Below are 26,751 nucleotides of genomic sequence, written 5' to 3'. Positions count from 1 at the left end.
CACCGTGTCGGGCATACGCTCGCTGCCGGTCGTTCCGTTAATGACAGGGGTATTGCTGCTGGCCTGGCCGTTCTTAGTCTGGTTTGGCCTCGCGCATAACAGTCTGCAATGGCTACTACCGTTAATGGCGCTGCTGCTGTTTTTACGCTTTCGCCAGACCCGGCGACAGGCGGGGCCACTGAGCGTGGTTACTCAGGTCGTAGCGGCAGCCGGCATGACGCTGTGCATTGCCAGCTATCTGCTAAAAACCCATCAGCTGCTGCTGTTTTATCCGGTAGTAGTAAATAGCGTCATGCTGGCAGTGTTTGGCGGTTCGCTGTGGTCAAGCATGCCGATAGTCGAGCGCCTGGCGCGGCTGCGGGAACCGGTTCTTCCCGAGCGCGCCGTGCGTTACACCCGCCGGGTTACCCAAATCTGGTGCGCCTTTTTCATCCTCAACGGCGGCGTTGCGCTGTTTACTGCGCTATACGGCGATATGTCCCTGTGGACGGCGTGGAACGGCATGATTTCCTATCTTCTGATGGGAACTCTGATGGCCGGCGAGTGGCTGACCCGCCAGCAGATGATTAAACGAGATAAACCATGAAGCAGCCCCTTATGCTGGCCCAGTGGCTCAGCACAGCGCGTCCGGCGGACACGCTGATTGCGTGGCAGGAAGAACACCGCTGGACGCTGGCGCATCTGCGCTACGATGTCGCCCAGCTGCTTGCCTGTTTGCAGCAACAGCAAGGCGAACGCTGGGCGCTCTGTTTTGATAACAGCTACCTGTTTCTGGTCGCCCTGCTGGCCACGCTGCATGCGGGAAAAACGCCTGTGCTTCCCGGCCACAGTCGCGCATCGTTATTAAACGAACAGCGGGCGCTTTTCGACGGCATATTGAGCGATAAGGCGCTGGCGTGGCGCGGGCCGCTACAGGTTGTGCATTCCGCCATGACGACCGCCCCCCACGAATACGCATTCCCGGCAATCGACGATGACGCCGATATTGAGCTTTTTACCTCCGGTTCTACCGGTGAACCGAAGCGAATTAGTAAGCCCGTCAAGAGTCTCGACCGCGAAGCGGCGCTGTTAGCCGCGCACTATGCCGGACGCCTGGCAGACTGCCGGGTAGTGGCATCAGTCGCGCCACAGCATTTATATGGCCTGACGTTCCGCCTGTTCCTGCCCATGGCGCTAGGTTTGCCGCTCCACGCGGCGATGATTGAGTACGCCGAGCAGTTAACGGCATTGAACCCTGACCATCGCTATCTTTTTATCAGCAGTCCGGCTTTCCTCAAACGTCTCGATCGCCAGTTGCCCCCGCCACCGGTCGCGATGATTTTGTCCGCCGGCGGCAAGCTTCTGTGGCAGGATGCGGTGCAAACCGCCAGTTGGTTTGCTGTCTGGCCGGATGAAATTTACGGCAGCACGGAAAGCGGGGTTATCGCCTGCCGCCAGCGCCTGCAGGATAATACGCCGTGGCAGCCGTTCTCCGGCATCCGCCTTCAGCCGCAGGGCAACACAATTCATCTATTTTCGCCGCTTATCGCCGACGATAACGGCCTGGTTATCGATGATATTTTGCATTTCAATGAAAGCGGTCAATTCCAGCTGGCAGGTCGTCGCGACCGGGTGGTGAAAATTGAAGAGAAGCGCATTTCACTAAGCGAAGTGGAACATCGATTACTGGAACTGGATGGCATTCTTGATGCCGCCGCCCTGCCTATTACCCGCGGCAGTCGCCAGAGCGTTGGCGCGTTGTTAGTTCTGCACCCAGACGCCCGTCGCCGCTGGGGAAAAAGTCAGGAATTACACTGGCGAAAAGCGCTGCGCGCCTTGCTGGAACCTGTGGCCATCCCTCGCTACTGGCGGGTGATTGACGAGATCCCCGTTAACAGCATGAACAAGCGTGTCTACGCGCAATTACAGGAGTTATTTCATGAAGCCCCATGAAATTGAGCGCCGTCAGCCGCAAGCCGATCGGGTTGAAATCGTACTCTCTCTCGACCCGGCGCTATTCTGGTTTCGCGGCCATTTTGCCGTGCAGCCGCTGCTCCCCGGCGTCGCGCAGATGGACTGGGCGATGCATTACGCCACCATGCTGCTGGCCCCCGGCTGGCGTTTTCACAGCGTTCAGAATGTGAAGTTTCAGTCGCCGCTATTGCCGGACACGACCGTTACGCTCGCCCTCAACTGGCAGGAGGCGCGCCAGACTCTGACGTTTAGCTATCTGCGCCACGACGGCGAAGCGCGACACACCGCCAGCAGCGGGAAAATTCGCTTATGCCGCTAGATTTCTCTCCCTGCGTTCTGATCCCCTGCTATAACCACGGCGCAATGATGCCGCGGGTACTGGCGCGCCTGCAGCCCTTTGGCCTGCCGTGCATCGTGGTGGACGACGGCAGCGATACCAATACGCGGCAGCAGCTGGAGCGGCTGGCGGCGGAAACCGCCAGCCTGACCCTAATCCGCTTACCACAGAACGCGGGCAAAGGCGCAGCGGTGATCCGTGGGCTACAGGCCGCGGCGGAAGCCGGGTTCAGCCATGCGGTGCAGGTCGATGCCGATGGTCAGCACGCCATTGAAGATATTCCGCAACTTCTGGCGCTGGCGCAAACGCATCCTGAAGCGCTGATTTCCGGGCAGCCGATTTACGACGACTCTATCCCGCGTTCGCGCCTGTACGGGCGCTGGATAACCCACGTCTGGGTATGGATTGAAACGCTGTCGCTGCAGCTGAAAGACAGTATGTGCGGCTTTCGCGTCTATCCGATAACGCCAACGCTACGGCTGGCGCAGCGCGTGACGCTCGGCCAGCGTATGGATTTCGATACCGAAGTGATGGTGCGCCTCTACTGGCAGGGGAATACCAGCTACTTTGTTCCGACCCGCGTGACCTATCCACCGGACGGTTTGTCGCATTTTGATGCCTTCAAAGATAACTGCCGCATCTCGCTGATGCACACGCGTCTGTTCCTCGGCATGCTGCCGCGGATGCCGTCGCTGCTGTTTCGCCGCGCCTCGCCGCACTGGGCGCGCCAGCAGGAGGTAAAAGGATTATGGGGAATGCGCCTGATGCTGCTGGTGTGGCGGCTGCTGGGGCGCAAGGCGTTCACGCTGCTGCTTTATCCGGTAGTCGGCGTGTACTGGCTGACGGCCGCGACGGCGCGCCGCGCGTCGCAACAATGGATCACCCGCGCGCGCGAACAGCTCGCCGCGCGCCAGATGCCGATACCGCCAACCCTGACCAGCTACCGGCACTTCCTGCGCTTTGGCGAGGCGATGCTGGATAAAATCGCCAGCTGGCGCGGCGAGCTACAGTTTGGTCGCGACGTGGTCTTTGCCGCAGGCGCCGAGGAGACGCTGAATATCAGCGATCCGCGAGGAAAACTACTGCTGGCCTCGCATCTCGGCGATGTCGAGGCCTGCCGCGCGCTGGCGCAACTGCAGGGCAGCAAAACCATCAACGCCCTGGTATTCAGCGAAAACGCGCAACGTTTTAAACAAATTATGGCGGAGATGGCGCCTCAGGCCGGACTCAACCTGATGCCGGTGACCGATATCGGCCCGGAAACCGCCATGCTGTTGCAAGAAAAGCTGGATCGCGGCGAATGGATCGCTATTGTCGGCGACCGTATTGCGGTTAACCCGCAGCGCGGCGGCGAATGGCGCGTCTGCTGGAGCCGTTTTATGGGACAAGACGCCCCCTTCCCGCAGGGGCCGTTCATTCTCGCGGCTATTTTGCGCTGCCCGGTGAATTTGATTTTCGCTCTCCGCCAGCAGGACAAACTGCGCATTTACTGCGAGCCGTTCGCCGATCCGCTGCTGCTGCCGCGCGCCGATCGCCAACAGGCGCTCCAGCAATGCATCGACCGCTACGCCGAACGGCTGGAACACTACGCGCTGCAGTCGCCGCTCGACTGGTTTAACTTTTTCGATTTCTGGCGTTTGCCGGATCCCAAAGATAAGGAGTAAAGGGTGCTTAACGATCCCCGTTTTACTGCTGAAGTAGAGCTGACTATCCCGTTTCATGACATCGATATGATGGGCGTCGTGTGGCATGGCAACTATTTTCGCTACTTCGAAATTGCCCGTGAGGCGCTGCTTAACCAGTTCAACTATGGCTACCGGCAGATGAAAGCCTCGGGTTATTTGTGGCCGGTGGTGGATACCCGCGTGAAATACCGCGACGTCATTACCTTCGAACAGCGTATTCGCGTACGTGCGCGGATAGAAGAGTTTGAGAACCGCTTGCGCATCGGCTACGAAATTTTTGATGCCGTCAGCGGCAAGCGCACCACCACCGGATACACCATCCAGGTCGCGGTAGATGAAAATAGCCGCGAGATGTGTTTCGTCAGCCCGGATATCCTGTTTGAACGCATGGGGGTAACGCCATGAGATTACTGCTGCTGTTAGGGCTGTTTATCAGCCCGCTGGTCAGCGCCCTGACGCTTGATACCCTACAACAACGGTTCACCGAACAGCCGGTGGTACGCGCCCATTTCGATCAAGTTCGCACGATTAAGGATCTACCGCAGCCGCTGCGATCCCAGGGGAAGATGTTGATCGCCCGCGATAAGGGTTTACTGTGGGATCAAACCTCGCCGTTCCCAATGCAGCTGTTGCTGGATGACAAACGGATGGTGCAGGCGATTAACGGCCAGCCGCCGCAGACCATCACCGCCGAAAACAACCCGCAGATGTTCCAGTTCAACCATTTACTGCGCGCGCTGTTCCAGGCGGATCGTAAAGTCCTGGAAGAAAACTTCCGCGTGGAATTTGCCGATAAAGGCAACGGCCAGTGGACGCTGCGCCTGACGCCCATCACTACGCCGCTGGATAAGATTTTTGCCCGCATCGATTTAGCCGGAAAAACCTATCTGGAGCATATTCAGCTCAACGACAAACAGGGCGATCGCACCGATATTACGCTTTCCCAACATCAACTAACGCCAGCGCAACTGACCGATGACGAACGCCAACGCTTTGCCGCCCAATAAACGCCCTGCGCTGTTATGGGCCGTCGTCTGCCTGATCTTCGCGGGCGCGCTGCTGTCGCTGCTGCCGCAGGCCAGGCTTAACAGTAGCGTACTGGCTATGCTGCCGAAACAGACGCTTGGCGCGATCCCGCCCGCCCTGAACGACGGTTTTATGCAGCGGCTGGACCGCCAACTGGTGTGGCTGGTCAGCCCCGGTAAACAGGCCGATCCGCAGGCGGCCCGCGACTGGCTGCAGCGGCTGCAACAATCGCAGGCGTTGGCCGAGGTAAAAGGCCCAATGGATGCCGATAGCCAGCAGGCATGGGGCGCGTTTTTCTGGCAACATCGTAACGGTTTAATTGACCCCGCTACCCGCGCGCGCCTGCAAAACGGCGGCGAAGCGCAGGCGCAATGGATCCTCTCGCAGCTCTATTCGGCATTTTCCGGCGTCAGCGGCAAAGAACTGCAAAACGATCCGCTGATGCTGATGCGCGGTTCGCAGCTGGCGATGGCGAAAGGCGGCCAGCGGATGCAGCTGCAGAACGGCTGGCTGGTGACCAAAGACGCCCAGGGCAACCTCTGGTATCTGTTGCATGGCGAACTGGCGGGATCGTCATTCGATATGCAGCAGACGCACCGGCTGGTCACGACCCTCGGCGAGCTGGAGAAGGAATGGAAAACGCGGTATCCGCAGGCGCAGCTATTGTCACGCGGCACCGTGTTCTATAGCGATTACGCCAGCCAGCAGGCGAAGCACGATATTTCTACGCTCGGCGCGGCGACGCTGTTCGGCGTGATCCTGCTGATCGTCGCGACGTTTCGCTCGCTCCGCCCGCTGTTGCTATGTCTGCTCTCTATCACGATCGGCGCGCTGGCCGGCACCGTCGTCACGCTGCTGCTATTTGGCGAGCTGCATCTGATGACCCTGGTGATGAGCATGAGCATCATCGGCATCTCCGCCGACTATACGCTCTATTATCTGACCGAACGGATGGTGCATGGCGCGGAATTAACCCCGTGGCAGAGTCTCGCCAAAGTGCGTCATGCGCTGCTGCTGGCGCTGCTCACCACCGTCGTGGCGTATCTGATTATGATGCTGGCCCCCTTCCCGGCGATTCGCCAGATGGCGCTCTTCGCGGCGGTCGGCCTGAGCGCCTCATGCCTGACGGTGATTTTCTGGCATCCATGGCTGTGCCGCGGGCTCCCCGTGCGCCCGGTACCGGCAATGCTGCTACTGTTACGCTGGCTCGCCGCCTGGCGGCGCAATAAAAAGCTGTCCATCGGCTTCCCCGTTGCGCTAGCGCTGTTGTCGCTGGCGGGGCTCGCGACGCTGCGGGTGGATGATGATATTTCGCAGCTCCAGGCGCTGCCGCAGGATATTCTGGCTCAGGAAAAAGCGATTACCGCGCTCACCGGACAAAGCGTCGACCAGAAGTGGTTTGTGGTGTACGGCGAATCCGCCCAGCAAACGCTGGAACGCCTGGAAGCATTTATACCCGCGCTGGCTAAGGCGCAAACCGACGGTATACTCGACGGATATCGCGCCATTCCGCTGAATTCGCTCGCCCGACAGCAGCAGGATCTTACCCTGCTGCAACGCGCCGCGCCCGTCGTCGGCCAGGCGCTAAGTCACGCCGGGCTGGCAAAAGTTAATCCCGATCTCAACCCGATGCCGGTAACGGTCGACGACTGGCTTGCCAGCCCGGCCAGCGAAGGCTGGCGGCTGCTATGGCTGACGTTGCAGGATGGCGAAAGCGGCGTACTGGTCCCGGTGAGCGGCGTGAAAGACAGCGCGGCGCTAAAGGCGCTCAGCGCAAAGCAGGCTGGCGTTGCGTGGGTCGATCGTAAAAGCGATTTCGACCAGCTTTTCGCGCTCTACCGCCAGATTTTAACCGGACTGTTGTGCGTTGCGCTGGCGGTGATTGCCTGCGGCGCCGTTCTCCGCCTTGGCTGGCGCAAAGGGCTAATAAGCCTGGTGCCGTCGGTACTGTCGCTGGGCTGCGGGCTGGCGGCGCTGGCGCTTAGCGGCCACCCGGTTAACCTGTTCTCCTTGCTGGCGCTGGTGCTGGTACTGGGCATCGGCATTAACTACACGCTGTTTTTCAGCAACCCGCGCGGCACGCCGCTGACATCGCTGCTGGCGGTCACGCTGGCGATGATGACCACCTTATTAACGCTTGGCATGCTGGTCTTTAGCGCCACTCAGGCCATTAGCAGTTTTGGCATTGTTCTGGTGAGCGGCATTTTCACCGCTTTCCTGCTTTCGCCGCTGGCGATGCCGACCAAAAAAGAGAAAAAAAGACGATGATAAGACCATCATTCTGGCGCGCCTTCGCGCTACTCGCCGCCTTAGTACTGGCCGGCTGCAGCCATTCGCAGCCGGAGCCGCAAGGCCGCCCGCAGGCATGGCTTGAGCCGGGTACGCGCGTCACGTTACCGCCGCCTGGCATCTCGCCGGCTATCAGCTCGCAACAGTTGCTCACCGGCAGCTTCAACGGCCAAACCCAGTCGCTGCTGGTCATGCTCAATGCCGATGATAAAAAGCTCACGCTGGCGGGCCTGTCGTCCGTCGGTATCCGTCTGTTTCTTGTGACCTACGATGAAAAAGGGCTGCGCGCTGAACAGTCAATCGTGGTTCCGCAACTGCCGCCAGCCAGCCAGGTGCTGGCCGATGTCATGCTCAGCCATTGGCCGGTTAGCGCATGGCTGCCGCAGTTGCCGAAAGGCTGGACGCTAACCGACCGCGGCGACAAACGCGAACTGCGTAACGCGCACGGGAAGCTGGTCACGGAAATCACCTATATCAACCGCAAAGGCAAGCGCGTGCCGATTAGCATCGAACAGCACGTCTTTAAATACCACATCACCATTCAATACCTGGGTGACTGAGATGATCTACATTTCTGCCGTCGGCATGATTAACGCGCTGGGTCGCGATAATGATGAAGTCGCCGCCAATCTGGCTCGCGGTATCGCGCCCGGCATGCGCCCGCGCGAGGGGTGGCTACAGGGACATCCGCAGGCGGTTTTCGCGGGCGTGGACGGCGAATTACCCGCCATTCCCGATACCTTTAGCGCCCATCGTTCGCGCAATAATCAACTGCTGCTGGCGGCGCTGGCGCAAATTCAGCCGCAGGTGGATGACGCCATCGCCCAATACGGGCGTGAACGCGTTGCCGTAGTGCTTGGCACCAGCACCTCGGGGCTCGACGAAGGTGACGCGCACGTCACTTTGACCCTTAGCGGCGCGGAAAGCGCGGCCTGGCAATATCCGCAGCAGGAGCTGGGAGACCCGTCGCGTTTTCTCAGCCACTGGCTGGCGCTGGATGGCCCGGCATTTACGCTGTCAACCGCCTGCTCATCCAGCGCCAGAGCCATTATCAGCGGACACCGACTGATTGAAGCCGGGCTGGCGGATGTGGCGATTGTCGGCGGCGCGGATACCCTCAGCCGAATGCCGATCAACGGCTTTCACAGCCTGGAGTCGCTCTCCACGACTCAGTGCCAGCCGTTTGGCCGCGATCGCTGCGGCATCACTATCGGCGAAGGGGCGGCGCTGATGCTGCTGACCCGCGAGCCGCAGCCTATCGCGCTGCTGGGTATCGGCGAGTCCAGCGACGCCTGGCATATTTCCGCCCCGCATCCTGAGGGAGAAGGGGCAATTCGCGCTATCCAGCAGGCGCTGGACGATGCGGGCATCGCCCCTGAACAGGTGGGCTATATCAACCTGCACGGCACCGCCACGCCGCTGAACGATCGGATAGAGTCTCACGTCGTCAACGCGCTATTTGGCGAGCAGGTGCCATGCAGCTCCACCAAACATCTGACCGGGCATACGCTGGGCGCGGCGGGGATCACCGAAGCCGCCATCGGCATGCTGATCCTGCAACGCAATCTGCTGCTGCCGGCGCAGGACTTCAGCCAGTCGCCGCGCGACGCGACCCTTCCGCCGTGCGGGATTATCGAACGTCCCCTACCGTTGCCGCGGCCGATTATCCTGTCGAACTCGTTTGCCTTTGGCGGTAATAACGCCAGCATTCTGCTCGGGAGCATTTAATGAGCCACTACTTATCGCCCGGCGCTTATCTACCGCACAAGCCGCCAATGCTGCTGCTGGAAGAGGTCGTCAATGTCACCGACGAAACCGCTACCTGCCGGGTCACGGTCTCGACCCATGGCGTCCTGGCGCCGTTTATTGATGCCGAGGGCAATCTCCCCGGCTGGTTCGCCCTGGAACTCATGGCGCAAACCGTTGGCGTCTGGTCCGGATGGCACCGCCAACAACAGGGGCAAACGTCCATCTCACTAGGCATGGTGCTTGGCGCGCGCGAGTTAGTCTGCGCGGCAGGATACCTGCCGGGCGGCAAGGCGCTGTCCATCACCGTAAAGCTGTTAATGCAGGACGAGCGTTTCGGCAGCTTCGAATGTGCCATTACGGCAGACGATGAAGAACTGGCAAGCGGACGGGTCAATACTTTCCAGCCGACGCCAACAGAACTTAACACCCTATTTCAACAAGGAGCGTCAGAATGAGTCGTTCAGTTTTGGTCACCGGCGCCAGTAAAGGCATCGGTCGCGCTATCGCCCGTCAGCTGGCGGCGGATGGCTTTGTGGTCGGCATCCACTATCATCGCGATGCGTCGGGCGCACAGCAAACGCTGGAGGCGATTACCGCCGCTGGCGGCTCGGGTCGTCTGCTGAGCTTTGATGTCGCCAACCGCGCGCAGTGTCGCGACGTGCTTGAGCAGGATATGGCCGAACACGGCGCATGGTACGGCATTATCAGCAACGCCGGCATCGCCCGCGACGGCGCTTTCCCGGCGCTCGGCGAAGAGGACTGGGACGCGGTGATCCACACCAACCTCGACAGTTTCTATAACGTCATTCATCCCTGCATCATGCCGATGATTAGCGCGCGCCAGGGCGGGCGTATCATCACGCTCTCGTCCGTATCCGGCGTCATGGGCAACCGGGGTCAGGTCAACTATAGCGCCGCTAAGGCGGGGATCATCGGCGCCACCAAAGCGCTGGCCATTGAGCTGGCGAAGCGCAAAATCACCGTCAACTGCATCGCCCCGGGGCTTATCGACACCGGGATGATCGAAATGGAAGAGACTGCGCTAAAAGAGGCGATGTCGATGATCCCGATGAAACGCATGGGACAGGCGGACGAGGTGGCAGGGCTTGCCAGTTATTTAATGTCGGATATTGCGGGATATGTCACCCGACAGGTCATTTCAATCAATGGAGGGATGTTATGACACGTCGTGTGGTCATTACCGGGATGGGCGGCGTCACCGCCTTTGGCGACAACTGGCAGGATGTTTCGGCGGGGCTGCAGCGTTATAAAAACGCCGTGCGCGCCATGCCGGAGTGGCGTATTTACGAGGGTCTGCATACGCTACTGGGCGCGCCAATCGATGATTTCACCCTACCGGCCCACTATACCCGTAAGCGTATTCGCGCGATGGGCCGCGTGTCGCTACTTTCTACCCGCGCCACTGAACTGGCGCTCGAGCAGGCCGGGCTTATCGATGATGCCGTGCTGAGCAACGGCGAAACCGGCATCGCTTACGGCTCGTCAACCGGCAGTACCGGCCCGGTGAGCGAGTTCGCCACTATGTTGACGGAAAAGCACACCAACAATATTACCGGCACCACCTACGTGCAGATGATGCCCCACACCACCGCCGTTAATACCGGGCTGTTTTTCGGTCTGCGCGGCCGCGTTATTCCGACGTCAAGCGCCTGTACTTCCGGTAGCCAGGCGATCGGTTACGCCTGGGAAGCGATTCGCCACGGTTATCAAACGGTGATGGTCGCCGGCGGCGCGGAAGAGCTATGCCCGTCGGAAGCCGCGGTATTCGACACCCTGTTCGCCACCAGCCAGCGTAATGAACAGCCCGACCTCACCCCCGCCCCGTTCGATGAACAGCGCGATGGGCTGGTGATCGGCGAAGGCGCCGGTACTCTCATACTGGAAGAGCTGGAGCACGCCAAAGCGCGCGGCGCGACTATCTACGGTGAAATCATCGGCTTCGCCACCAACTGCGATGCCGCGCATATCACCCAACCGCAGCGTGAAACCATGCAGATCTGCATGGAACAATCGTTAAAAATGGCAGGCTTAAGTGCCCGGGATATTGGCTACATTTCGGCCCACGGCACCGCAACCGATCGCGGCGATGTCGCCGAAAGCCAGGCGACGGCGGCGATTTACGGCGACGGCGTGCCGATCTCCTCGCTGAAAAGCTATTTCGGCCATACCCTTGGCGCCTGCGGGGCGCTGGAGGCGTGGATGAGTCTGCAGATGATGCGCGAGGGCTGGTTCGCGCCTACGCTGAATCTGCATAATCCAGATGCTAACTGCGGCAATCTTGACTACATCATGGGCGAATCGCGCAAGATTGATTGTGAATTCCTGCAGAGCAACAACTTCGCCTTCGGCGGCATTAACACCTCAATCATTATTCAGCGCTGGCCGTAAGATGTATCAGCTTATCCTCGGCCACATCTCAACCCTTAGCGCCCTGCCGCTGCCGCCTGTGCTGATGGCGCAGGCGCCGGACGGCCCGCGGCGGGCCAGCTGGCTTGCCGGGCGCGCGCTGCTGGCGCATGCGACTACCCCGCTAATGGATATTCAGTATGGCGAACAGGGTAAACCGGCATTCCCGCCCGGTAGCGGGCGGTGGTTTAACCTTAGCCACAGCGGCGACCATATTGCTCTGCTGTTGAGCGATGAAGGCGAGGTTGGCTGCGACATTGAAGTGATTCGTCCGCGCAACGGCTGGCAGCGGCTGGCTAACGCCCTGTTCAGCGAAGGCGAGCACCAGGAACTGGAGCGTGAACCGCCGGAGCGGCGGTTAGTCGCCTTCTGGCGTATCTGGACGCGCAAAGAGGCCCTGGTGAAACAGCGCGGCGGCAGCGCCTGGCAGATGGCCTCTGTTGACAGCGCCTTTCACGGCGCGCTGTCATTAAGCCAGATTCAGTATGAAGGGTTAAGTATTGCGGTCTGTACGCCAACGCCGTTTAAGCTGACGGCGGCGCACATTCAATGTTTTAACGGCGCGGCTTAACCGGCCAGAAGATAGTCAGCACGCCGGCGATAATAATCAGCACGCCCAGCAGCGATTGCCAATAAAACGGTTCATGCCAGCCGGGCAGCCAGATGGCGGCGGCCCACACCAGAATGTAGCTCAGGCTTAGCAGCGCGTAAGCTTTGGCCAGCGGTAAGCGGTGTAGCGCGAAATACCAGCAGACCATCGACAGCAGATAGCCAACCAGGCCGAAACCCAGGCTGAAGGTACCGGTGCGAAAATGCAGTAGATGATTGAGGAAGGTCAGGATATCGGTCAACGGCGGCAGTTCGACCATCGCGCTGCGCAACAGCAGCTGTGCGCCGCTGACCAGGCCAACGCTCAATAACGCCCAGATTAAACCCATCAGACGCTACTCCCCAGAACGGCGATACCGACGACGATCAGCCCGACGCCAAGCCAGTGGCGGCGCGCCACTGGCTCGCGCCAGATGCCCCATGCCGCCAGCGTCACCCAGACAAAATTGAGGCTCAGCATCGGATAGGCGATACCGACCGGGATTGCCTGCAGTACCCCCAGCCACAGCAGCATACCGCCGCCGAGCGCCAGCAGGGCTAATCCCAACCAGACCAGGATATGCCGCCCGCGCCGTCCGCTACGGGACGGCCGGGTTGCCTGCTTCTGGCACAACTGACCGGCGCAGCTAAGCAGGCTGGCGAGTACCAGACAGAACCAGACACTCATTGCGGCAGATACTGAATAAATACCACGCGCCCCAGCACGTAGGAGTTATCAGGTTTCGGTAACGCCAGTTCGTTCATCGTTTCACCTTTATCCATCAGCAGCACCAGAGAGATGGGTCCCTGCTGGCGGTGCGCTGCCAGCCAATCCGCAAATTCGTGAGTCGCCAGGAATTTGCTCTGCGCATCCGGCCAGCCGAGGCCATATTTTAGCTCCCCCTGCTTGTCATACAGGATGATGTCGTCACGCTTGAGCTCCCACGCCAGCCCCGCGCCGATACCGACGCTGTTGGTCAGTACATAGCGGCTTGGCGCCAACGATTCACTCACGATATCCACCAGGAACTGCGGCTGTTTACTGTCAATAACCCGATCCGGAATAGCGAAGCCCACCAGCAGCGCCAGCCCCAGCGGGCAGATGGCGGCCAGCGGCCAGCGACGACCGTTGTCCTTGATTGCCAACCAGCCCATTAGCGCCCATACGGCAAAGGCGATCGCCGCCAGCAGACATTTATACAGCTCGATCTTCGTCCACACCGGTTTATGCATGACGCCCCACGGTGAGACCACCAGCACCGCGACCAGGCCAATCAGACCAAAACCGAGGTTGATCATGCCGTTGATGCGCAGCGCTTTCGCCCCCGCCTTCGCGGCATCCAGCGCGTAGCGGGCCATCAAAATCGACAGCGGCATAAAGCACGGCAGAATGTAGGTCGGCAGTTTTCCTTTGGCGATGCTGAAGAACAGGAACGGCATCGCCACCCAGCCTAGCAGATACAGCGCGCCGCGGGCATCATCGCGTTCGCTCCAGCCGCGCTTGAGCGCGCCCGGCAGCAGCGCCAGCCACGGCAGGCTGCCGGCTATCAGGAACGGAATGTAGTACCAGAAGGGCGCTTTATGCTGGGCATCTTTCTCGGCGAAACGTTGGATATGTTCGACCCAGAAGAAATAGCGCCAGAAATCCGGTTCGCGATTAGCGATAGCCAATCCCCACGGCAGCACCACCAACGTACAGACCACCACCGCCAGCCAACCGTAGGTTAGCACCTCGCGCCAGCGCTTACGCGCAATCACCCACGGCAGCACGCCAACTACCGGTACCGCCAGCGCCAGGAAGCCCTTGGTCATCACCCCCATCCCGCAGGCGAAGCCCAGTACGATATAACCCAACAACTTCCCGCCGCGGCTCTGCGCCTGGGAGGCACCCCAGAAGCTGCACATCGCCAGCGCCATCCACATGGTGATCATCGGATCCAGCACCGCATAGGTGCCAATCGCGTAGACCAGCATCGCGGTGAGGAAGATAACCGGCGACAGGATCGCCACGCGTTTATCGCGGAAAATACGCCACGCTAGCCACGCCACCAGCAACGCGCTGACGGTAATGGCGAAAACCGCACCGAAACGCACGCCGAAGTTATTATGGCCGAACAGCCACTGGCCAATACTGTTAATCCAGTAACCGGCAATCGGCTTTTCAAAGTAACGCAGGCCCAGCAGATGCGGCACCACCCAGTCGCCGGAGGCCAGCATTTCACGGCTGATCTCGGCATAACGGGTTTCATCAGGCTGCCACAGCAAACGGAAATTTAACGGCAATAAGTAATACAGCGCAAAGAGTACAACCAGAGAGACGCCATAACGAATGCTTTTCATACACCCGAGCCCAGTAATTGTTCACGTCCAAGCCAACCTTCCCGGCCAGCCAGTTCACCACGGACCACTTTGCCTGACGGCAGCTCGCTAAAGTCAGCGGGCAACAGCTGGCTCAGTGGGCAAAATTGTATTTCTTCTTCCTCCGCCATGGCCAGCAGCGCATCGAACTGGTCGGCGTAGGCAATGCCTTCCACTTCGGCGTGGATGGTATAGACCGGCGTTCCCTTGTCGCGATGGATGCAGTCCAGCAGATAGAGGTTAAAGCCAGCGCTATCTACGGCGCTACCGACCACTTCATCCCAGGTGGGAAGCGTCACCGGGATTTGTACGGTGCCGGAGGCCCCGCCGCCAAGCTGCGGCAGGAATGGCCGCGTGCCGCGACAATCGCTGTTGTAGAGGAAATCGAAGGATTCTTTCGCTTTTACCACCCGCTGGTCGGCACGCCAGCCGGCGACGGCTGAGCAGGTTACCGGGCGACCGATAATGCGTTCCAGTTCGAGCAGACCGCGTTCCACTTCCAGCGTCAGACGTTCCTGCGGCCACACGCCGCTCCATGCCTGCCAGCTGTAGTGGTCCCAGGCATGCAGACCCACTTCATGGATCTGCGCGGCGGCGCGAATAACCTCTTCGTTACCCGCGCCAATCCTGCGCCCCGGCCACGCGGTACCGGCCAGCAGAATATCCCAGCCGTACAGCGACGCCGCGTTAGAGCGCAGCATTTTCCACAGAAACTTCGGTTTTACCAGGCGCCATAAATGGCGCCCCATATTGTCCGGCCCGACGCTGAAAAAGAAGCTTGCCTGAATTCCATGCTTGCCCAGCAGGGCCAGCAGCCGCGGTACGCCATCACGCGTCCCGCGAAAGGTATCGACATCTATGCGTAAGCCGACTTGTTTCATGAGTTTTTATCGTCCGTGAGCTCAACGGTGCGCAGGAAGAAGTCCAGAGTATGCTCAACGGTCTCTTCCATCTCGACGGTCGGTTCCCAGTTCAGGCAGCGTTTTGCGTTACGAATGCTCGGCTTACGATGCTCAACGTCCTGGTAGCCTTTACCGTAGTAATCGCTGCTTTCCACTTCACGGAAACCGGCGAACGGCGGGAAGCGATCGCGCAGCGGGTGGCGCTCGAAGCAGGCAAGCAGCATTTCCGCCAGCTCTTTGATGCTCGCTTCGTTTTCCGGGTTACCGATGTTGATGATCTGACCATCGCAGCGACCATCTTTATTCTCAATGATGCGGAACAGCGCTTCGATACCATCGCTGATATCGGTGAAGCAGCGCTTCTGCTTGCCGCCTTCGATAAGCTTAATCGGCGAACCTTCCACCAGATTAAGGATCAGCTGAGTGATGGCGCGGGAGCTACCGATACGCGCGGCATTAAGGTTATCCAGACGCGGCCCCATCCAGTTGAACGGACGGAACAGGGTGAACTTGAGGCCGTTCTTATCGCCGTAGGCCCAGATCACGCGGTCCAGCAGCTGCTTAGAAACCGAGTAGATCCAACGCTGTTTGTTGATCGGCCCGACCACCAGATTGGAGGTATCTTCGTCGAAGTTTTTGTCGGTGCACATGCCGTACACTTCCGAGGTCGACGGGAAGATGATGCGCTTATTGTATTTCACGCAGTCGCGGATAATCTTCAGGTTCTCTTCGAAATCCAGCTCGAACACGCGCAGCGGGTTACGGGTGTATTCGATAGGCGTGGCGATCGCGACCAGCGGCAGTACCACGTCACATTTCTTAATGTGGTATTCGATCCACTCGGAGTGGATACTGATATCGCCTTCCACGAAGTGGAAACGCGGGTTATCGAGGAAACGGCTGATGGCGTCAGAGCCGATATCCAGGCCGTAAATCTCATAGTTGTCGTCCTGCAACAGACGTTCGGTCAGATGGTTACCGATAAAGCCGTTGACGCCGAGAATCAGCACGCGGGTACGGCGCTTCACCGCCACCACCGGTTTGCTGCTCAGCACCGCGCTGGTCACCAGCCCCAGCGCCTGCGCCAGTTGGGTACCCTGCATATAAACGCCGCGTTCGGTCTGGCCGGTGACGATTTCCAGCGCCCCCTGCTGACAGGCAACCACCAGCGGCGCGACAGAGATCACGGTGCCGGGCTTGGCTGCCGGCAGGTCGGCGCGCACGCGGGATTTCCAGACGATAAATTTGTTCGCGCCGGCATAGGCGAAGGCGCCAGGCCACGGATCGGACACCGCGCGCACCAGATTGTGCAGAGTCTGCGCCGGTTTGTCCCAATCGAGACGCCCATCTTCCGGGGTACGACGGCCAACGTAGGTCGCCTGGCTGTGGTCCTGCGCGCGTTCCTGAGTCTTACCCTCACGAATAGCCGGCAGCGCCTGGCCCAGCAGATCGGAGGCGGCGGCGCACAGTTTACGGTGCAGCGCCAGCGCCGCTTCATCCGGACCGATAGCCACAGCTTGTTGAGCGACGATATCGCCCGCGTCGGCGCGGTTAACCATTCGATGCAGGGTCACGCCGGTTTCGCTTTCGCCGTTGACCAGCACCCAGTTCAGCGGCGCACGACCGCGGTATTTCGGCAGCAGAGAACCATGCAGGTTGAAAGCCCCCTTCGGCGCGATATTCAGGATCTCATCGCACAGCAGGTTGCGGTAGTAGAACGAGAACAGCACATCCGGCTTCATCTCGCGAATACGTTCAATCCACAGCGGATGGTTAACATCTTCCGGCGCCCATACCGGGATACCTTGCTCGGCGGCAATACGGGCAACGGAACCAAAGAAATGGTTTTCGCCAGGGTTATCCGGATGGGTAAAAATAGCGGCGATTTCATAACCGGCATCCAGCAGTGACTGAATACCTGCGCAACCCATATCGTGATAAGCGAAGACTACTGCTTTCATGAACGATCTTCCTCTTGAGACGCCGTTTCCGGCTGACGAACAACACGTTGAATAAAGTAACGGGGACGGGCGCGGACATCGTTATAGATGCGGCCGATATACTCCCCGAGCAGGCCCATACCGACAAACTGGGCGCCGATAAACATGAACAGCACGGCGAAGAGCATGAACACCCCTTCCGCCGCCCACTGTGGACCGAAGGCCAGACGCAGCACCACCAGCAGCAGGCCGAAGGCGAAGCCCAACAGGGCTATCACGCTGCCGAAAATGCTCAGTAAACGCAGCGGGGTGGTGGTCAGACAGGTCACCAGGTCATACATCAGGTTAATCAGACGCATGAAGCTGTATTTGGAGTCGCCGAATTCGCGCTCGGCGTGCATCACCGGGATCTCGACCGCCCGGCGGGCGAAAGTATTCGCCAGAATCGGGATAAAGGTGCTGCGCTCATGGCAGTTGAGCATGGCGTCGATGATATGGCGGCGATAGGCGCGCAACATGCAGCCGTAGTCCCCCATGGCTTTACCGGTGGTACGCTGGATCAGGCGGTTAATCATCTTCGAGGCAGATTTACGGAAGATGCTGTCCTGACGGTTCTGGCGCACGGTACCGACCACGTCGTAGCCTTCATCGGCTTTTTCCACCAGCCGCGGGATCTCTTCCGGCGGGTTTTGCAGGTCGGCATCGAGGGTGATGATCAGATCGCCGGTGACATGGCTGAAACCGGCCATAATCGCCGAGTGCTGGCCGTAGTTACGGTTCAACAGCACCGCCACCACGTGGCTGCCTTCGGCTTCGGCGGACTCGGTCAGCATGCGCGCGGAATCGTCGCTGCTGCCGTCGTCGATCAGCAGAATTTCATATTGGCGCCCTAGCGTCGCACAGGCGGCGTCGGTACGACGCAGCAGCTCCGGCAGACTATCCTGTTCGTTATAAACCGGGATAACCACCGAGACTTTTTTTACGGGAGGATAAGTAAGCATATCAACGTCCTGACAACTGATGCAGCGCGGTAATGACGCGGGTGACATCGTCGTCGGTCATATCCGGGAACAGCGGGATGGAACAAATGCGCGCGCTGTTCCATTCGGTATTCGGTAACGAAACTTCAGGAAAACGCTCGCGGTAATACTTTTGCGTATGGGCCGCGCGGAAGTGCAGACCGGTGCCTATGCCCATGGCTTTGAGTTTTTCCATCAGGGCATCGCGGCTGATGCCGCAGGCCGCTTCATCAACGCGGATAATAAACAGGTGCCAGGCGTGCTGGTGATCCCATGCCGGAACGGTCAGCGGCTTAAACGGGGTATCCGCCAGCTCGCGCAGGTAGCGCTGGGCGATTGCAGCGCGACGTTGATTCGCCTGCGCCAGCTTATCCAGCTGCACCAGCGCCAGCGCGGCGTTGATATCGGCCAGATTGTATTTGAAGCCGGGGGTAATCACTTCCGCCTGCGGCGCGCGGCCGTGGGTCTGGCGGTCGTAGGCGTCTACACCCAGGCCGTGGAATTTGAGGCTGCGGATGCGGGAAGCCAGCTCGTCATCATCGGTGACGATAAGCCCCCCTTCGGCGCAGGTCATATTTTTGATCGCGTGGAACGAGAAAATCGCGGTGCCGCGCCAGCCGACGTGGCGGCCCTTATAGTGCGTTCCCGCGGCATGCGCGGCATCTTCGATAACCGGAATACCGTGGCGCTCGCCAACGGCGCGGATCGCATCGATATCCGCAGGTGCGCCCGCGTAGTGGACGGGAATAATCGCTTTCGTCCGCGAGGTGATCGCCGCTTCCACCGCCTCGGGGGTAATCATCAGATTATCGTGATCGACATCGATCATCACCGGCGTAGCGCCCAGCAGACAGATCATATTCAGCGTCGACACCCAGGTTTGCGAAGGGGTGATCACTTCGTCGCCAGGGCCAATGCCCATCGCCATTAGCGTGACGTGCATACCGCCGGTAGCGGAGCTGACGGCGATGGCGTGGCGGTTGCCGGTCAGTTGGCAAAATGCCTCTTCCAGCGCCTGGTTTTTAGGACCGGTAGTAATCCATCCTGATTGCAAAACTTCACGCAGCGCAGCCAGCTCTGCGTCGCCCATCGACGGGCGCGAAAACGGCAGAAATTCGCTCATCTTTTTCCTGTTCTATTAATAACCCACTAAAAAAGGGGGCCGGTAGAAAGAAATATCCTGCGCCAGCGGACTTAAACAAAATGAAAATGAAGTCGGTTCACCGCCACATTTCATTCCAGGGTATTTCGACGGTTATAAATCTAGTCGCTGTTGCTTAGGATAATATTAAGAAATTAATATTTTTCGCGAGAATAGTAATATCTCATTGAGAATCAGATAGATAGTATTTTCTTATGACAGGAATCAGCAGCAAAAAGCCCCAGTTTCATAGAGAAAACTGGGGCTTAACGGGTGAAAGTAAACGAATCGTCAACCAGCCCGCAATAAATATTTATTTACGTTTTAATCTATCGGTAAAAATTAGTGTTAGATCACAGAATTATTTCTGCTGTATTACAAATTTGCAGGAAAATCTGCGGGTAATTCATTAGCCGGGCAATTAATTACATCGTTATTATCCGCGCCGCAATCGCGAACAAAGGTGATAGTCGCGAATTCATCAATCACTTCGGTCGGGTAGGCCGGACCGGCGTCACGATAGGCGTTCATTAACGGAATATGATCGTTCTGGAAGCAGACGGTTTTTTCCGGGTTATTCATGATCCAGCGGGGGAAGAATATAGTGCCGTGGAACAGTTTGTCGCCCAGGTTGACGATCAGGCTGACGTCGGTACCGGTTGGTTCGGTCCAGGAAATTTTATAAATGCTTTCGCCTACCCGCACGATGTACGCATGCTGGTCTTTCACCCAACGGTTGGCAACGATGCCGCTGTGAATACGATAGTCCAGAGTGGTGCCATTTTTAACGTAAATTTCGTAGTTCCAGCCGTTGTCGTAGGTATAAACCAGATGTTTACCGATAAAGCCGCTGAGGTCATGTTTGTCAAAAGTGCTCATTATTTATTCTCCTCTGTTTCGTTGAGGTAAGAATACGGCTTTAAAAATTGAATGAATAACGCTATGTTTGGATGAAAATAATCTAATTTTTAGATGAATCATGCACAAGACCACGCTGGAACAATGGGCGCTATTGGAAAAAGTGATTGAGCTGGGCAGCTTTGCCAAAGCCGCGGAAGAGACCAACCGCAGCCAGTCTTCGGTGAGCTATAACCTGGCGCTGCTGCAGGAACGTTTAGGAGTGGCGCTGCTGGCGCCGTCCGGACGGCGAGCGGTGCTGACGCCCGCTGGCGAACTGCTGCTCAATCAGGTGAAACCGTTACTGAAGGCCTTTTCGTGGGTTGAGACCCACGCCGCGACGCTGCGCAACGGCGTGCGCACCCGTCTGGATCTGGTCGTCGACAGCATTTTCCCCCGCCAGCGGCTGTTCGCCATTCTGCGTCAGTTTCAGCAACGCTACCCGCAAACTCAGGTTCGGCTGACCGAAGTGCTGGAAAACGTCGATGAGGCAAGCGCCGCCCGCAGCGAGGCCGACGTGATGGTCTTAACCCGTCGCCAGGATATTACCGGACGCGGCGAATGGCTGATGAATATCGACTTTATCGCGGTCGCCCATCGCGACCATCCGCTGTCGCAATCGGATGAATTGCTGGACGACAACGCGCTGGCCCCCTGGCCGCTGATCCGCATTGCCGACCGTAGCGGCGACGCCTCATCCACCCGCGATGCCTGGACCTTTTCTACTATTGATGCCGCCATTGATGCGGTGCTGTATCAGGTGGGATTCGGCTGGTTGCCGGAGGAGCGGATACGCGCACATCTGGAACAGGGCGTGCTGAAAGCGCTGCCGCTGAGCCATGGCGCCCGCCGCGCCACGCCGCTGCATTTGATAGTCAAGCGGGACCTGGCGCCGCTCGATGAACAGGTCACCACCCTGCTGGATTTGTTCAGACAATCGTAATCTTATGCTACATATGATTTTGTTATGGTTTTCTCCCAACATATTGATCCAGGTTACTCCTTAAGTATGACAAATTATTAAAATCGTCATACTTTTCGTTCCTTCTGGATGTAAACCTTGTCTATTTTCCGCACCACCTTGCTGGCGCTCTGCGCCTGCATTCCTCTGCTCGCGCCCGCCGCCATGCATGAAATCGCCATCGCCTGGCCGGTTAACGTCGGTCCTCTCAATCCACATCTGTATACGCCGAACCAAATGTTCGCCCAAAGTATGGTGTATGAGCCGCTAGTCAAATATCAGGCTAATGGCCGGGTTACCCCCTGGCTGGCTACCCGCTGGATCCACTCAGCCGATGGTAAAATCTGGCGTTTCACCCTACGTGATGATGTCTACTTCTCCAACGGCGAACCTTTTAACGCCCAGGCCGCGGTGGCCAATTTTCAGGCGGTGCTGGCCAACCGCCAGCGGCACGCCTGGCTGGAGTTGACCAATCAGATAACGGACGTTCAAGCGCTCAGCGATAACGAACTACAAATCACCCTGAAAAGCGCCTACTACCCGTTCCTGCAGGAACTCGCCCTTCCCCGCCCGTTTCGTTTTATCGCCCCCTCGCAGTTTGTTGACGGTAGTACCCAACGAGGCATCAAGGCGCCCATCGGCACCGGTCCGTGGATGCTGGCCAGCTCGCAGCTTAATCAGCAGGATGTACTGGTACGCAACCCGCGCTACTGGGGAAAAAAACCGGCGCTTGAGAAAGTCACCGTGAAAGTGATCCCCGATGCCACCAGCCGGGCGGTCGCCTTTGAAACCGGTGAAGTTGATCTGCTGTATGGTGATGAAGGGCTACTGCCGCTGGATACGTTCGCCCGTTTTCGCCAGCAGGACGCGTACCGCACGCGTCTTTCCGCCCCGACGCAAACCGTGATGCTGGCGCTCAATACACTGCAAGCGCCAACGAATGAACTGGCGGTACGCGAGGCGCTTAACTATGCCGTCAATAAACAGGCGCTCATTGACGGCGTGCTGTACGGCACTCAGCAGGTCGCCGATACGCTTTTCGCGCCCTCGGTACCTTACGCGCCGGATAACCTGCTGGCGCGCCGCTTCAATCCGGATAAGGCCCGTACGCTACTGGAAAACGCCGGCTGGACGCTAACGCCCGGCAAGGATATTCGTGAAAAAGACGGGCGCCCGTTGCGACTTGAACTGGCTTTTATCGGCACCGATGCGCTGGCTAAGTCGATGGCGGAAATCATCCAGGCCGACCTGCGCCAGGTAGGTATCGATGTCGGGCTGGTCGGCGAAGAGGAGAGCAGTATCTATGCCCGCCAGCACGATGGCCGCTTCACGATGATCTTCAACCATACCTGGGGAGCGCCGTTCGACCCGCACGCGTTTATGAGTTCGATGCGCGTCCCTTCGCACGCCGACTATCAGGCGCAGCGTGGCCTGCCGGATAAGGCAATGATTGATCAAGAGATAGGAGAGGTCCTGACCACCACCGACGAGAGCCGCCGTCGCGAACTGTATCGCGATATCCTCACCCGTCTGCACAACGAAGCGGTCTATCTGCCGATAAGCTACGTCTCGCTGATGTCCGTCGCCCGCAAAACGCTGGGCGAAGTTCCCTTCGCGCCGGTGACCACCGATCTGCCGTTAGAGCTGATTACGCCGGTGGCGCCATGATGCTGAAATATCTTCTTCGCCGCCTGCTCCCGCTGCCGTTGATGCTGCTTGCCGCCTCGGCGATCATCTTCCTGTTGTTACGTCTTGGCGCCGGCGACCCGGCGCTGGACTATCTGCGTCTCTCCAACGTGCCGCCCACCAGCGAAATGATTGCCGCTACCCGCGAGCAGCTCGGGCTCAATCAGCCGCTGGCGCGGCAGTATCTACACTGGCTGTGGCGCGCGCTACATCTCGATTTCGGCGTCTCCTACGCCAGCCAGCGCCCGGTGCTGGACGACCTGCTGCATTTTCTGCCGGCGACGCTGCAGCTCACCGGCGCGGCGCTGGTGATTATTCTGCTGACCTCGCTACCGCTGGGGATCTGGGCCGCGCGCCATCGCGACCGATTACCCGATTTCGCCGTACGTTTGATTGCCTTCCTCGGTGTCTCAATGCCCAACTTCTGGCTGGCGTTTTTGCTGGTAATGTTCTTTTCCGTCCATCTGCGCTGGCTACCGGCGATGGGCTACGGCGGCTGGCGACATCTGCTGCTGCCGGCGTTCTCCATCGCCCTGATGTCGCTGGCGATCAATGCTCGCCTACTGCGCGCCAGCATGCTGGAAGTGTCCAGTCAGCGCCACGTGGTCTGGGCGCGTCTGCGCGGGCTGAGCGAAGGTCAGATTGAGCGGCGACACGTGCTGCGTAACGCGACCTTGCCGGTGGTGACGGCGCTGGGTATGCACATCGGCGAGCTGATTGGCGGCACGATGATCATCGAAAATATCTTCGCCTGGCCCGGCGTCGGTCGCTATGCGGTTTCCGCGATTTTCAATCGCGACTACCCGGTGATCCAATGCTTTACCCTGATGATGGTGGCGGTGTTCGTGCTGGCCAATCTGGCGGTCGACCTGCTTAACGCCGCGCTCGATCCGCGCCTGCGCCGCCATGAGGAGGCCGCCGTATGACGCTGTTCGCGACCTTCCGCTGGCCGGTAAAACTGGCGCTGCTCACTATTGCGCTGCTGGTGGCAATCGCCATGAGCAGCGGCTGGTGGCTGCCCTATGACCCGGCGGCCATCGATCTCCATCAACGTCTGCTCTCTCCAGGCGACGCCCACTGGCTCGGTACCGATCACCTCGGCCGTGATATTTTCTCGCGCCTGCTGGCCGCCACCCGCGTCTCGCTGGGCGCGGTGATGGCCTGCCTGCTGCTGGTGCTGCTGATAGGCCTTACGGTCGGCGGCAGCGCCGGGATGGTGGGCGGCCGCGTCGATCGCGGCCTGATGCGCCTGGCCGAGCTATTTATGACCTTCCCGACTTCAATACTCTCGTTCTTTATGGTCGGCGTACTCGGTACCGGTCTTAGCAACGTGATTATCGCCATTGCGCTGTCGCACTGGGCCTGGTACGCAAGGATGGTGCGTAACCTGGTGGTCTCTCTGCGCCAGCGCGAGTTTATTCTCGCCGCACGCCTGAGCGGCGCGGGCCATTGGCCATTGTTCCGTGACCATCTGGCCGGTGCGGTGCTCCCTTCGCTGCTGGTGCTCGCCTCGCTGGATATCGGTCATATGATGCTCCACGTAGCCGGGATGTCGTTCCTCGGCCTCGGCGTCAGCGCGCCAACGGCGGAATGGGGGGTGATGATCAACGACGCCCGCCAGTACATCTGGACGCAGCCGCTGCAAATGGTCTGGCCCGGACTGGCGCTGTTTATCAGCGTGATGGCTTTTAATCTGGTGGGCGACGCGCTGCGCGATCGTCTCGATCCTCAGCTGATCGCGGAGCATAACCACTGATGCCGCAAAAGATCCAACTGGAACAACTTTCGCTCGTCGCCGACCGTCCGCTGGTCAGCGACGTTTCCCTTACCCTGCGCCGCGGTCAGGTGCTGGCGCTGCTCGGCAGTAGCGGCAGCGGTAAATCGCTGACCTGCGCCGCCACGCTCGGTATTTTACCGCCTGGCGTCAGGCAAACCGCGGGCCGGGTGCTGCTCGACGGTATCCCGGTGTACGGCGAACAGCTGCGCGGCGCGACCATCGCCACCATTATGCAAAATCCGCGCAGCGCCTTTAATCCGCTGCACACCATGGCGGCGCATGCGCGGGAAACCTGTCGGGCGACGGGTTACGAAGTCAATAACGCCGCCCTGCTGGCAACGATGGAAGAAGTGGGGCTGGAAAATCCACTCTCGCTGCTCAAGCGCTACCCCTTCGAGATGAGCGGCGGCATGCTGCAGCGGATGATGGTGGCCCTGGCCCTGCTCAGCCGCGCGCCGTTTATTATCGCCGACGAGCCGACCACCGACCTTGATGCCGTCGCCCAGGCGCGCATTCTCGACCTGCTGGCGGATATCGTCGCCAACCGCGGACAGGGGCTGCTGCTGGTGACCCATGATATGGGCGTTGTCGCCCGGCTGGCGCATGACGTGGCGGTGATGGAAAACGGTCGTATTGTTGAACGCTGCGACGTTAACACGCTATTTAGCGCCCCGCAGCACTCGCTCAGCCAGCGCCTGCTGGCCGCTCATCTGGCGCTGTATGGCCTGGAGAAAACACCATGAATTTACTCAGCGTAAACGCAGTGAGCCACGATTACCCCCATCATGGCCCGGTATTGCGCGATATCCAGTTCGACATCGCCTCCGGTGAAACGATGGCGCTGCTCGGGCGCAGCGGCTGCGGCAAAAGTACCCTGGCGCGGATGCTGGTCGGTCTCGAAACGCCGCGGTATGGCGAGGTCGCCTGGCGCGGCGCGTCGCTGACCTCCCTGAAGGGGGAGGCGATCGGCGCCTTTCGCCGCGATATTCAGTTGGTGTTTCAGGATGCCATTAGCGCGGTGAATCCGCGCAAAACGGTGCGCGAGATTATCAACGAGCCGCTGCGGCACCTGTTTAGTTTATCGCACGATGAGCGTACGCAGCGGGTGGAGGAGATGCTGCTGGCGGTTGACCTCGCCCCGGCGCTGCTCGACAAGCGTCCGGCGCAGCTCAGCGGCGGACAGCTGCAGCGCGTGTGCCTGGCGCGGGCGCTGGTGGTCCGGCCGCAGCTATTAATTCTCGACGAAGCGGTATCGAATCTCGATCTGATGCTTCAGGCGGAAATTATCGCCCTGCTCAAACGCCTGCAGGCGCAGTTCGCCACCGCCTGCCTGTTCATCACCCACGACCTGCGGCTGGTGGAGCGTTTTTGCCAGCGGGTGCTGGTGATGGAGAGCGGACGTATCGTCGAAACGGCAACGGTTAGTCTGCCGCTGCGCCTTACATCCGCTGCCGGACAGGCGCTACAGCGCGCGGTGCTCCCGCCCTTTCCCCACACTCTGCTTAACGAGGCCATGCCATGCAGCGCGTAACCCTGACTCTGGATGATGACCTGCTGGCCGCGCTCGACGCGCACAGCGCCCACCGCGGCTATCACAACCGCTCAGAAGCGGTGCGCGATATTCTGCGTGACGCGCTCCACCACAATCCGCTGCAACAGGCGGCGCAGCGCGGCTATGCGGTCCTGTCGTACGTGTATGAGCATGAAAAACGCGAACTGGCGAGCCGGCTGGTCGCCTCTTCGCATCAGCATCACGATCTCTCGGTCGCCACGTTACATGTCCACATCAATCATGATGACTGTCTGGAGATCGCGGTGCTGAAAGGCAACATGGACGAAGTACAGCATTTTGCCGACGAGGTGATTGCCCAGCGCGGCGTGCGGCATGGGCATTTGCGGTGTTTAGCGGATGATCAAAACCTTGAAAATGAAGCCGCTCAATCCATAAAAAATTGAGAATGATTTATGTGGTTTATCAACAGTTGATAAACCACATAAACTATACGCTTTGTGAAT

General features: G+C 59.3%; 28 protein-coding genes. 20 read left to right on the top strand and 8 right to left on the bottom strand.

The genetic code is table 11. From position 1 onward, the window contains the following. The first annotated feature begins 4 nt into the window (after positions 1 to 4). Genes ABLV66_RS01410 through acpT form a run of 13 tightly spaced genes read left to right on the top strand, consistent with a single transcriptional unit; the run spans position 5 to position 12,037 of the window. Positions 5 to 586 (top strand): COG4648 family protein, encoded by a 582-nt coding sequence (locus ABLV66_RS01410; RefSeq protein ID WP_045397056.1) that lies wholly within the window; start codon positions 5 to 7, stop codon positions 584 to 586. Continuing rightward, positions 583 to 1,932 carry a class I adenylate-forming enzyme family protein gene (locus tag ABLV66_RS01405; RefSeq protein ID WP_348876574.1) on the top strand — a complete coding sequence of 450 codons (1,350 nt, stop codon included), beginning with the start codon at positions 583 to 585 and terminating at the stop codon, positions 1,930 to 1,932. The genes ABLV66_RS01410 and ABLV66_RS01405 overlap by 4 nt, the downstream gene beginning before the upstream one ends. Then, on the top strand, positions 1,919 to 2,272 hold the full coding sequence (locus tag ABLV66_RS01400; RefSeq protein ID WP_045397064.1) for an ApeI family dehydratase: 354 nt from the start codon (positions 1,919 to 1,921) through the stop codon (positions 2,270 to 2,272). Before ABLV66_RS01405 ends, ABLV66_RS01400 begins: the two co-directional genes overlap by 14 nt. Then, on the top strand, positions 2,263 to 3,954 hold the full coding sequence (locus ABLV66_RS01395) for a glycosyltransferase family 2 protein (RefSeq protein WP_063415708.1): 1,692 nt from the start codon (positions 2,263 to 2,265) through the stop codon (positions 3,952 to 3,954). Before ABLV66_RS01400 ends, ABLV66_RS01395 begins: the two co-directional genes overlap by 10 nt. Positions 3,955 to 3,957: 3 nt before the next feature. After that, positions 3,958 to 4,380, top strand: a complete 423-nt coding sequence (locus ABLV66_RS01390; RefSeq protein WP_047047887.1) for an acyl-CoA thioesterase — start codon at positions 3,958 to 3,960, stop codon at positions 4,378 to 4,380. Then, a complete protein-coding gene (apeL, locus tag ABLV66_RS01385) occupies positions 4,377 to 4,982 on the top strand; it encodes an ApeL family LolA-like protein (protein ID WP_045397076.1) in 606 nt (201 codons plus the stop codon). Before ABLV66_RS01390 ends, apeL begins: the two co-directional genes overlap by 4 nt. Next, entirely contained in the window at positions 4,951 to 7,269 is a 2,319-nt protein-coding gene (gene apeM / locus ABLV66_RS01380) for an ApeM family transporter (RefSeq protein WP_348876576.1), read from the top strand. The genes apeL and apeM overlap by 32 nt, the downstream gene beginning before the upstream one ends. After that, positions 7,266 to 7,850 carry an ApeN family LolB-like membrane protein gene (gene apeN / locus ABLV66_RS01375; protein WP_047078863.1) on the top strand — a complete coding sequence of 195 codons (585 nt, stop codon included), beginning with the start codon at positions 7,266 to 7,268 and terminating at the stop codon, positions 7,848 to 7,850. Before apeM ends, apeN begins: the two co-directional genes overlap by 4 nt. A 1-nt stretch (position 7,851) precedes the next feature. After that, positions 7,852 to 9,018 carry a beta-ketoacyl-[acyl-carrier-protein] synthase family protein gene (locus ABLV66_RS01370; RefSeq protein ID WP_348876578.1) on the top strand — a complete coding sequence of 389 codons (1,167 nt, stop codon included), beginning with the start codon at positions 7,852 to 7,854 and terminating at the stop codon, positions 9,016 to 9,018. Beyond that, positions 9,018 to 9,494, top strand: a complete 477-nt coding sequence (locus ABLV66_RS01365; protein WP_045397087.1) for a hotdog family protein — start codon at positions 9,018 to 9,020, stop codon at positions 9,492 to 9,494. The genes ABLV66_RS01370 and ABLV66_RS01365 overlap by 1 nt, the downstream gene beginning before the upstream one ends. Continuing rightward, a complete protein-coding gene (locus ABLV66_RS01360) occupies positions 9,491 to 10,222 on the top strand; it encodes a 3-ketoacyl-ACP reductase FabG2 (protein WP_047047872.1) in 732 nt (243 codons plus the stop codon). Before ABLV66_RS01365 ends, ABLV66_RS01360 begins: the two co-directional genes overlap by 4 nt. Further along, positions 10,219 to 11,448: a beta-ketoacyl-ACP synthase gene (locus ABLV66_RS01355; protein WP_047078861.1), complete on the top strand. Its 1,230-nt coding sequence runs from the start codon at positions 10,219 to 10,221 to the stop codon at positions 11,446 to 11,448. Before ABLV66_RS01360 ends, ABLV66_RS01355 begins: the two co-directional genes overlap by 4 nt. 1 nt (position 11,449) lies before the next feature. Further along, positions 11,450 to 12,037, top strand: coding sequence for a 4'-phosphopantetheinyl transferase AcpT (gene acpT, locus ABLV66_RS01350; protein ID WP_213797598.1), 588 nt, complete (start codon positions 11,450 to 11,452; stop codon positions 12,035 to 12,037). Here the strand turns inward: acpT and arnF are convergent. The 8 genes from arnF to ABLV66_RS01310 form a co-directional block, all read right to left on the bottom strand. After that, positions 12,021 to 12,404, bottom strand: coding sequence for a 4-amino-4-deoxy-L-arabinose-phosphoundecaprenol flippase subunit ArnF (gene arnF, locus ABLV66_RS01345; protein ID WP_045397099.1), 384 nt, complete (start codon positions 12,402 to 12,404; stop codon positions 12,021 to 12,023). The genes acpT and arnF overlap by 17 nt on opposite strands. Then, positions 12,404 to 12,742: a 4-amino-4-deoxy-L-arabinose-phosphoundecaprenol flippase subunit ArnE gene (arnE, locus tag ABLV66_RS01340; RefSeq protein ID WP_045397101.1), complete on the bottom strand. Its 339-nt coding sequence runs from the start codon at positions 12,740 to 12,742 to the stop codon at positions 12,404 to 12,406. The genes arnF and arnE overlap by 1 nt, the downstream gene beginning before the upstream one ends. Continuing rightward, complete coding sequence (arnT, locus tag ABLV66_RS01335) at positions 12,739 to 14,394, bottom strand: lipid IV(A) 4-amino-4-deoxy-L-arabinosyltransferase (RefSeq protein ID WP_047078859.1); 1,656 nt, start codon at positions 14,392 to 14,394, stop codon at positions 12,739 to 12,741. Before arnT ends, arnE begins: the two co-directional genes overlap by 4 nt. Continuing rightward, on the bottom strand, positions 14,391 to 15,293 hold the full coding sequence (arnD, locus tag ABLV66_RS01330) for a 4-deoxy-4-formamido-L-arabinose-phosphoundecaprenol deformylase (protein ID WP_348876580.1): 903 nt from the start codon (positions 15,291 to 15,293) through the stop codon (positions 14,391 to 14,393). Before arnD ends, arnT begins: the two co-directional genes overlap by 4 nt. After that, positions 15,290 to 17,275: a bifunctional UDP-4-amino-4-deoxy-L-arabinose formyltransferase/UDP-glucuronic acid oxidase ArnA gene (gene arnA, locus ABLV66_RS01325; protein ID WP_047078858.1), complete on the bottom strand. Its 1,986-nt coding sequence runs from the start codon at positions 17,273 to 17,275 to the stop codon at positions 15,290 to 15,292. Before arnA ends, arnD begins: the two co-directional genes overlap by 4 nt. Then, complete coding sequence (arnC, locus tag ABLV66_RS01320) at positions 17,272 to 18,255, bottom strand: undecaprenyl-phosphate 4-deoxy-4-formamido-L-arabinose transferase (RefSeq protein ID WP_348876581.1); 984 nt, start codon at positions 18,253 to 18,255, stop codon at positions 17,272 to 17,274. Before arnC ends, arnA begins: the two co-directional genes overlap by 4 nt. A 1-nt stretch (position 18,256) precedes the next feature. Beyond that, complete coding sequence (gene arnB / locus ABLV66_RS01315) at positions 18,257 to 19,396, bottom strand: UDP-4-amino-4-deoxy-L-arabinose aminotransferase (RefSeq protein WP_045397116.1); 1,140 nt, start codon at positions 19,394 to 19,396, stop codon at positions 18,257 to 18,259. 393 nt (positions 19,397 to 19,789) lie between these two features. Further along, positions 19,790 to 20,296 (bottom strand): phenolic acid decarboxylase, encoded by a 507-nt coding sequence (locus tag ABLV66_RS01310; RefSeq protein WP_026612202.1) that lies wholly within the window; start codon positions 20,294 to 20,296, stop codon positions 19,790 to 19,792. A 97-nt stretch (positions 20,297 to 20,393) separates the two neighbouring features. Between ABLV66_RS01310 and ABLV66_RS01305 the strand changes: the two genes are divergently transcribed. The 7 genes from ABLV66_RS01305 to nikR all read left to right on the top strand — a co-directional run bounded on the left by ABLV66_RS01305 (position 20,394) and on the right by nikR (position 26,691). Next, a complete protein-coding gene (locus ABLV66_RS01305) occupies positions 20,394 to 21,254 on the top strand; it encodes a LysR family transcriptional regulator (RefSeq protein WP_049059225.1) in 861 nt (286 codons plus the stop codon). 117 nt (positions 21,255 to 21,371) lie between these two features. Further along, positions 21,372 to 22,940: a nickel ABC transporter substrate-binding protein gene (gene nikA, locus ABLV66_RS01300; RefSeq protein WP_063447379.1), complete on the top strand. Its 1,569-nt coding sequence runs from the start codon at positions 21,372 to 21,374 to the stop codon at positions 22,938 to 22,940. Next, on the top strand, positions 22,940 to 23,884 hold the full coding sequence (gene nikB / locus ABLV66_RS01295; RefSeq protein ID WP_045397197.1) for a nickel ABC transporter permease subunit NikB: 945 nt from the start codon (positions 22,940 to 22,942) through the stop codon (positions 23,882 to 23,884). Before nikA ends, nikB begins: the two co-directional genes overlap by 1 nt. Further along, entirely contained in the window at positions 23,881 to 24,714 is an 834-nt protein-coding gene (gene nikC / locus ABLV66_RS01290) for a nickel ABC transporter permease subunit NikC (protein WP_348876582.1), read from the top strand. The genes nikB and nikC overlap by 4 nt, the downstream gene beginning before the upstream one ends. Next, positions 24,714 to 25,478 (top strand): nickel import ATP-binding protein NikD, encoded by a 765-nt coding sequence (nikD, locus tag ABLV66_RS01285; protein WP_045397129.1) that lies wholly within the window; start codon positions 24,714 to 24,716, stop codon positions 25,476 to 25,478. The genes nikC and nikD overlap by 1 nt, the downstream gene beginning before the upstream one ends. Further along, positions 25,475 to 26,266, top strand: a complete 792-nt coding sequence (nikE, locus tag ABLV66_RS01280) for a nickel import ATP-binding protein NikE (protein ID WP_213292951.1) — start codon at positions 25,475 to 25,477, stop codon at positions 26,264 to 26,266. The genes nikD and nikE overlap by 4 nt, the downstream gene beginning before the upstream one ends. Then, positions 26,254 to 26,691, top strand: coding sequence for a nickel-responsive transcriptional regulator NikR (gene nikR / locus ABLV66_RS01275; RefSeq protein ID WP_348876583.1), 438 nt, complete (start codon positions 26,254 to 26,256; stop codon positions 26,689 to 26,691). Before nikE ends, nikR begins: the two co-directional genes overlap by 13 nt. Positions 26,692 to 26,751 lie beyond the last annotated feature (60 nt).

The organism is Klebsiella sp. CN_Kp073 (assembly GCF_040065495.2).
GTDB lineage: Bacteria > Pseudomonadota > Gammaproteobacteria > Enterobacterales > Enterobacteriaceae > Klebsiella > Klebsiella aerogenes.
The sequence above is the reverse complement of the archived record's forward strand: the minus strand, read 5'-3'. Positions and strand labels throughout refer to the sequence as shown.

What these genes read in the sequence shown, in the direction of transcription:
- apeN (WP_047078863.1), top strand. Translation starts at nt 7,266, where the DNA reads ATGATAAGACCATCATTCTGGCGCGCCTTCGCGCTACTCGCCGCCTTA.
- acpT (WP_213797598.1), top strand. Translation starts at nt 11,450, where the DNA reads ATGTATCAGCTTATCCTCGGCCACATCTCAACCCTTAGCGCCCTGCCG.
- arnT (WP_047078859.1), bottom strand. Translation starts at nt 14,394, where the DNA reads ATGAAAAGCATTCGTTATGGCGTCTCTCTGGTTGTACTCTTTGCGCTG.
- ABLV66_RS01305 (WP_049059225.1), top strand. Translation starts at nt 20,394, where the DNA reads ATGCACAAGACCACGCTGGAACAATGGGCGCTATTGGAAAAAGTGATT.
- arnF (WP_045397099.1), bottom strand. Translation starts at nt 12,404, where the DNA reads ATGGGTTTAATCTGGGCGTTATTGAGCGTTGGCCTGGTCAGCGGCGCA.
- arnA (WP_047078858.1), bottom strand. Translation starts at nt 17,275, where the DNA reads ATGAAAGCAGTAGTCTTCGCTTATCACGATATGGGTTGCGCAGGTATT.
- nikC (WP_348876582.1), top strand. Translation starts at nt 23,881, where the DNA reads ATGACGCTGTTCGCGACCTTCCGCTGGCCGGTAAAACTGGCGCTGCTC.
- nikD (WP_045397129.1), top strand. Translation starts at nt 24,714, where the DNA reads ATGCCGCAAAAGATCCAACTGGAACAACTTTCGCTCGTCGCCGACCGT.
- ABLV66_RS01400 (WP_045397064.1), top strand. Translation starts at nt 1,919, where the DNA reads ATGAAGCCCCATGAAATTGAGCGCCGTCAGCCGCAAGCCGATCGGGTT.
- nikE (WP_213292951.1), top strand. Translation starts at nt 25,475, where the DNA reads ATGAATTTACTCAGCGTAAACGCAGTGAGCCACGATTACCCCCATCAT.
- arnB (WP_045397116.1), bottom strand. Translation starts at nt 19,396, where the DNA reads ATGAGCGAATTTCTGCCGTTTTCGCGCCCGTCGATGGGCGACGCAGAG.
- apeM (WP_348876576.1), top strand. Translation starts at nt 4,951, where the DNA reads ATGACGAACGCCAACGCTTTGCCGCCCAATAAACGCCCTGCGCTGTTA.
- ABLV66_RS01360 (WP_047047872.1), top strand. Translation starts at nt 9,491, where the DNA reads ATGAGTCGTTCAGTTTTGGTCACCGGCGCCAGTAAAGGCATCGGTCGC.
- ABLV66_RS01370 (WP_348876578.1), top strand. Translation starts at nt 7,852, where the DNA reads ATGATCTACATTTCTGCCGTCGGCATGATTAACGCGCTGGGTCGCGAT.
- apeL (WP_045397076.1), top strand. Translation starts at nt 4,377, where the DNA reads ATGAGATTACTGCTGCTGTTAGGGCTGTTTATCAGCCCGCTGGTCAGC.
- ABLV66_RS01395 (WP_063415708.1), top strand. Translation starts at nt 2,263, where the DNA reads ATGCCGCTAGATTTCTCTCCCTGCGTTCTGATCCCCTGCTATAACCAC.
- ABLV66_RS01355 (WP_047078861.1), top strand. Translation starts at nt 10,219, where the DNA reads ATGACACGTCGTGTGGTCATTACCGGGATGGGCGGCGTCACCGCCTTT.
- nikB (WP_045397197.1), top strand. Translation starts at nt 22,940, where the DNA reads ATGCTGAAATATCTTCTTCGCCGCCTGCTCCCGCTGCCGTTGATGCTG.
- ABLV66_RS01405 (WP_348876574.1), top strand. Translation starts at nt 583, where the DNA reads ATGAAGCAGCCCCTTATGCTGGCCCAGTGGCTCAGCACAGCGCGTCCG.
- nikR (WP_348876583.1), top strand. Translation starts at nt 26,254, where the DNA reads ATGCAGCGCGTAACCCTGACTCTGGATGATGACCTGCTGGCCGCGCTC.
- arnE (WP_045397101.1), bottom strand. Translation starts at nt 12,742, where the DNA reads ATGAGTGTCTGGTTCTGTCTGGTACTCGCCAGCCTGCTTAGCTGCGCC.
- arnC (WP_348876581.1), bottom strand. Translation starts at nt 18,255, where the DNA reads ATGCTTACTTATCCTCCCGTAAAAAAAGTCTCGGTGGTTATCCCGGTT.
- ABLV66_RS01365 (WP_045397087.1), top strand. Translation starts at nt 9,018, where the DNA reads ATGAGCCACTACTTATCGCCCGGCGCTTATCTACCGCACAAGCCGCCA.
- arnD (WP_348876580.1), bottom strand. Translation starts at nt 15,293, where the DNA reads ATGAAACAAGTCGGCTTACGCATAGATGTCGATACCTTTCGCGGGACG.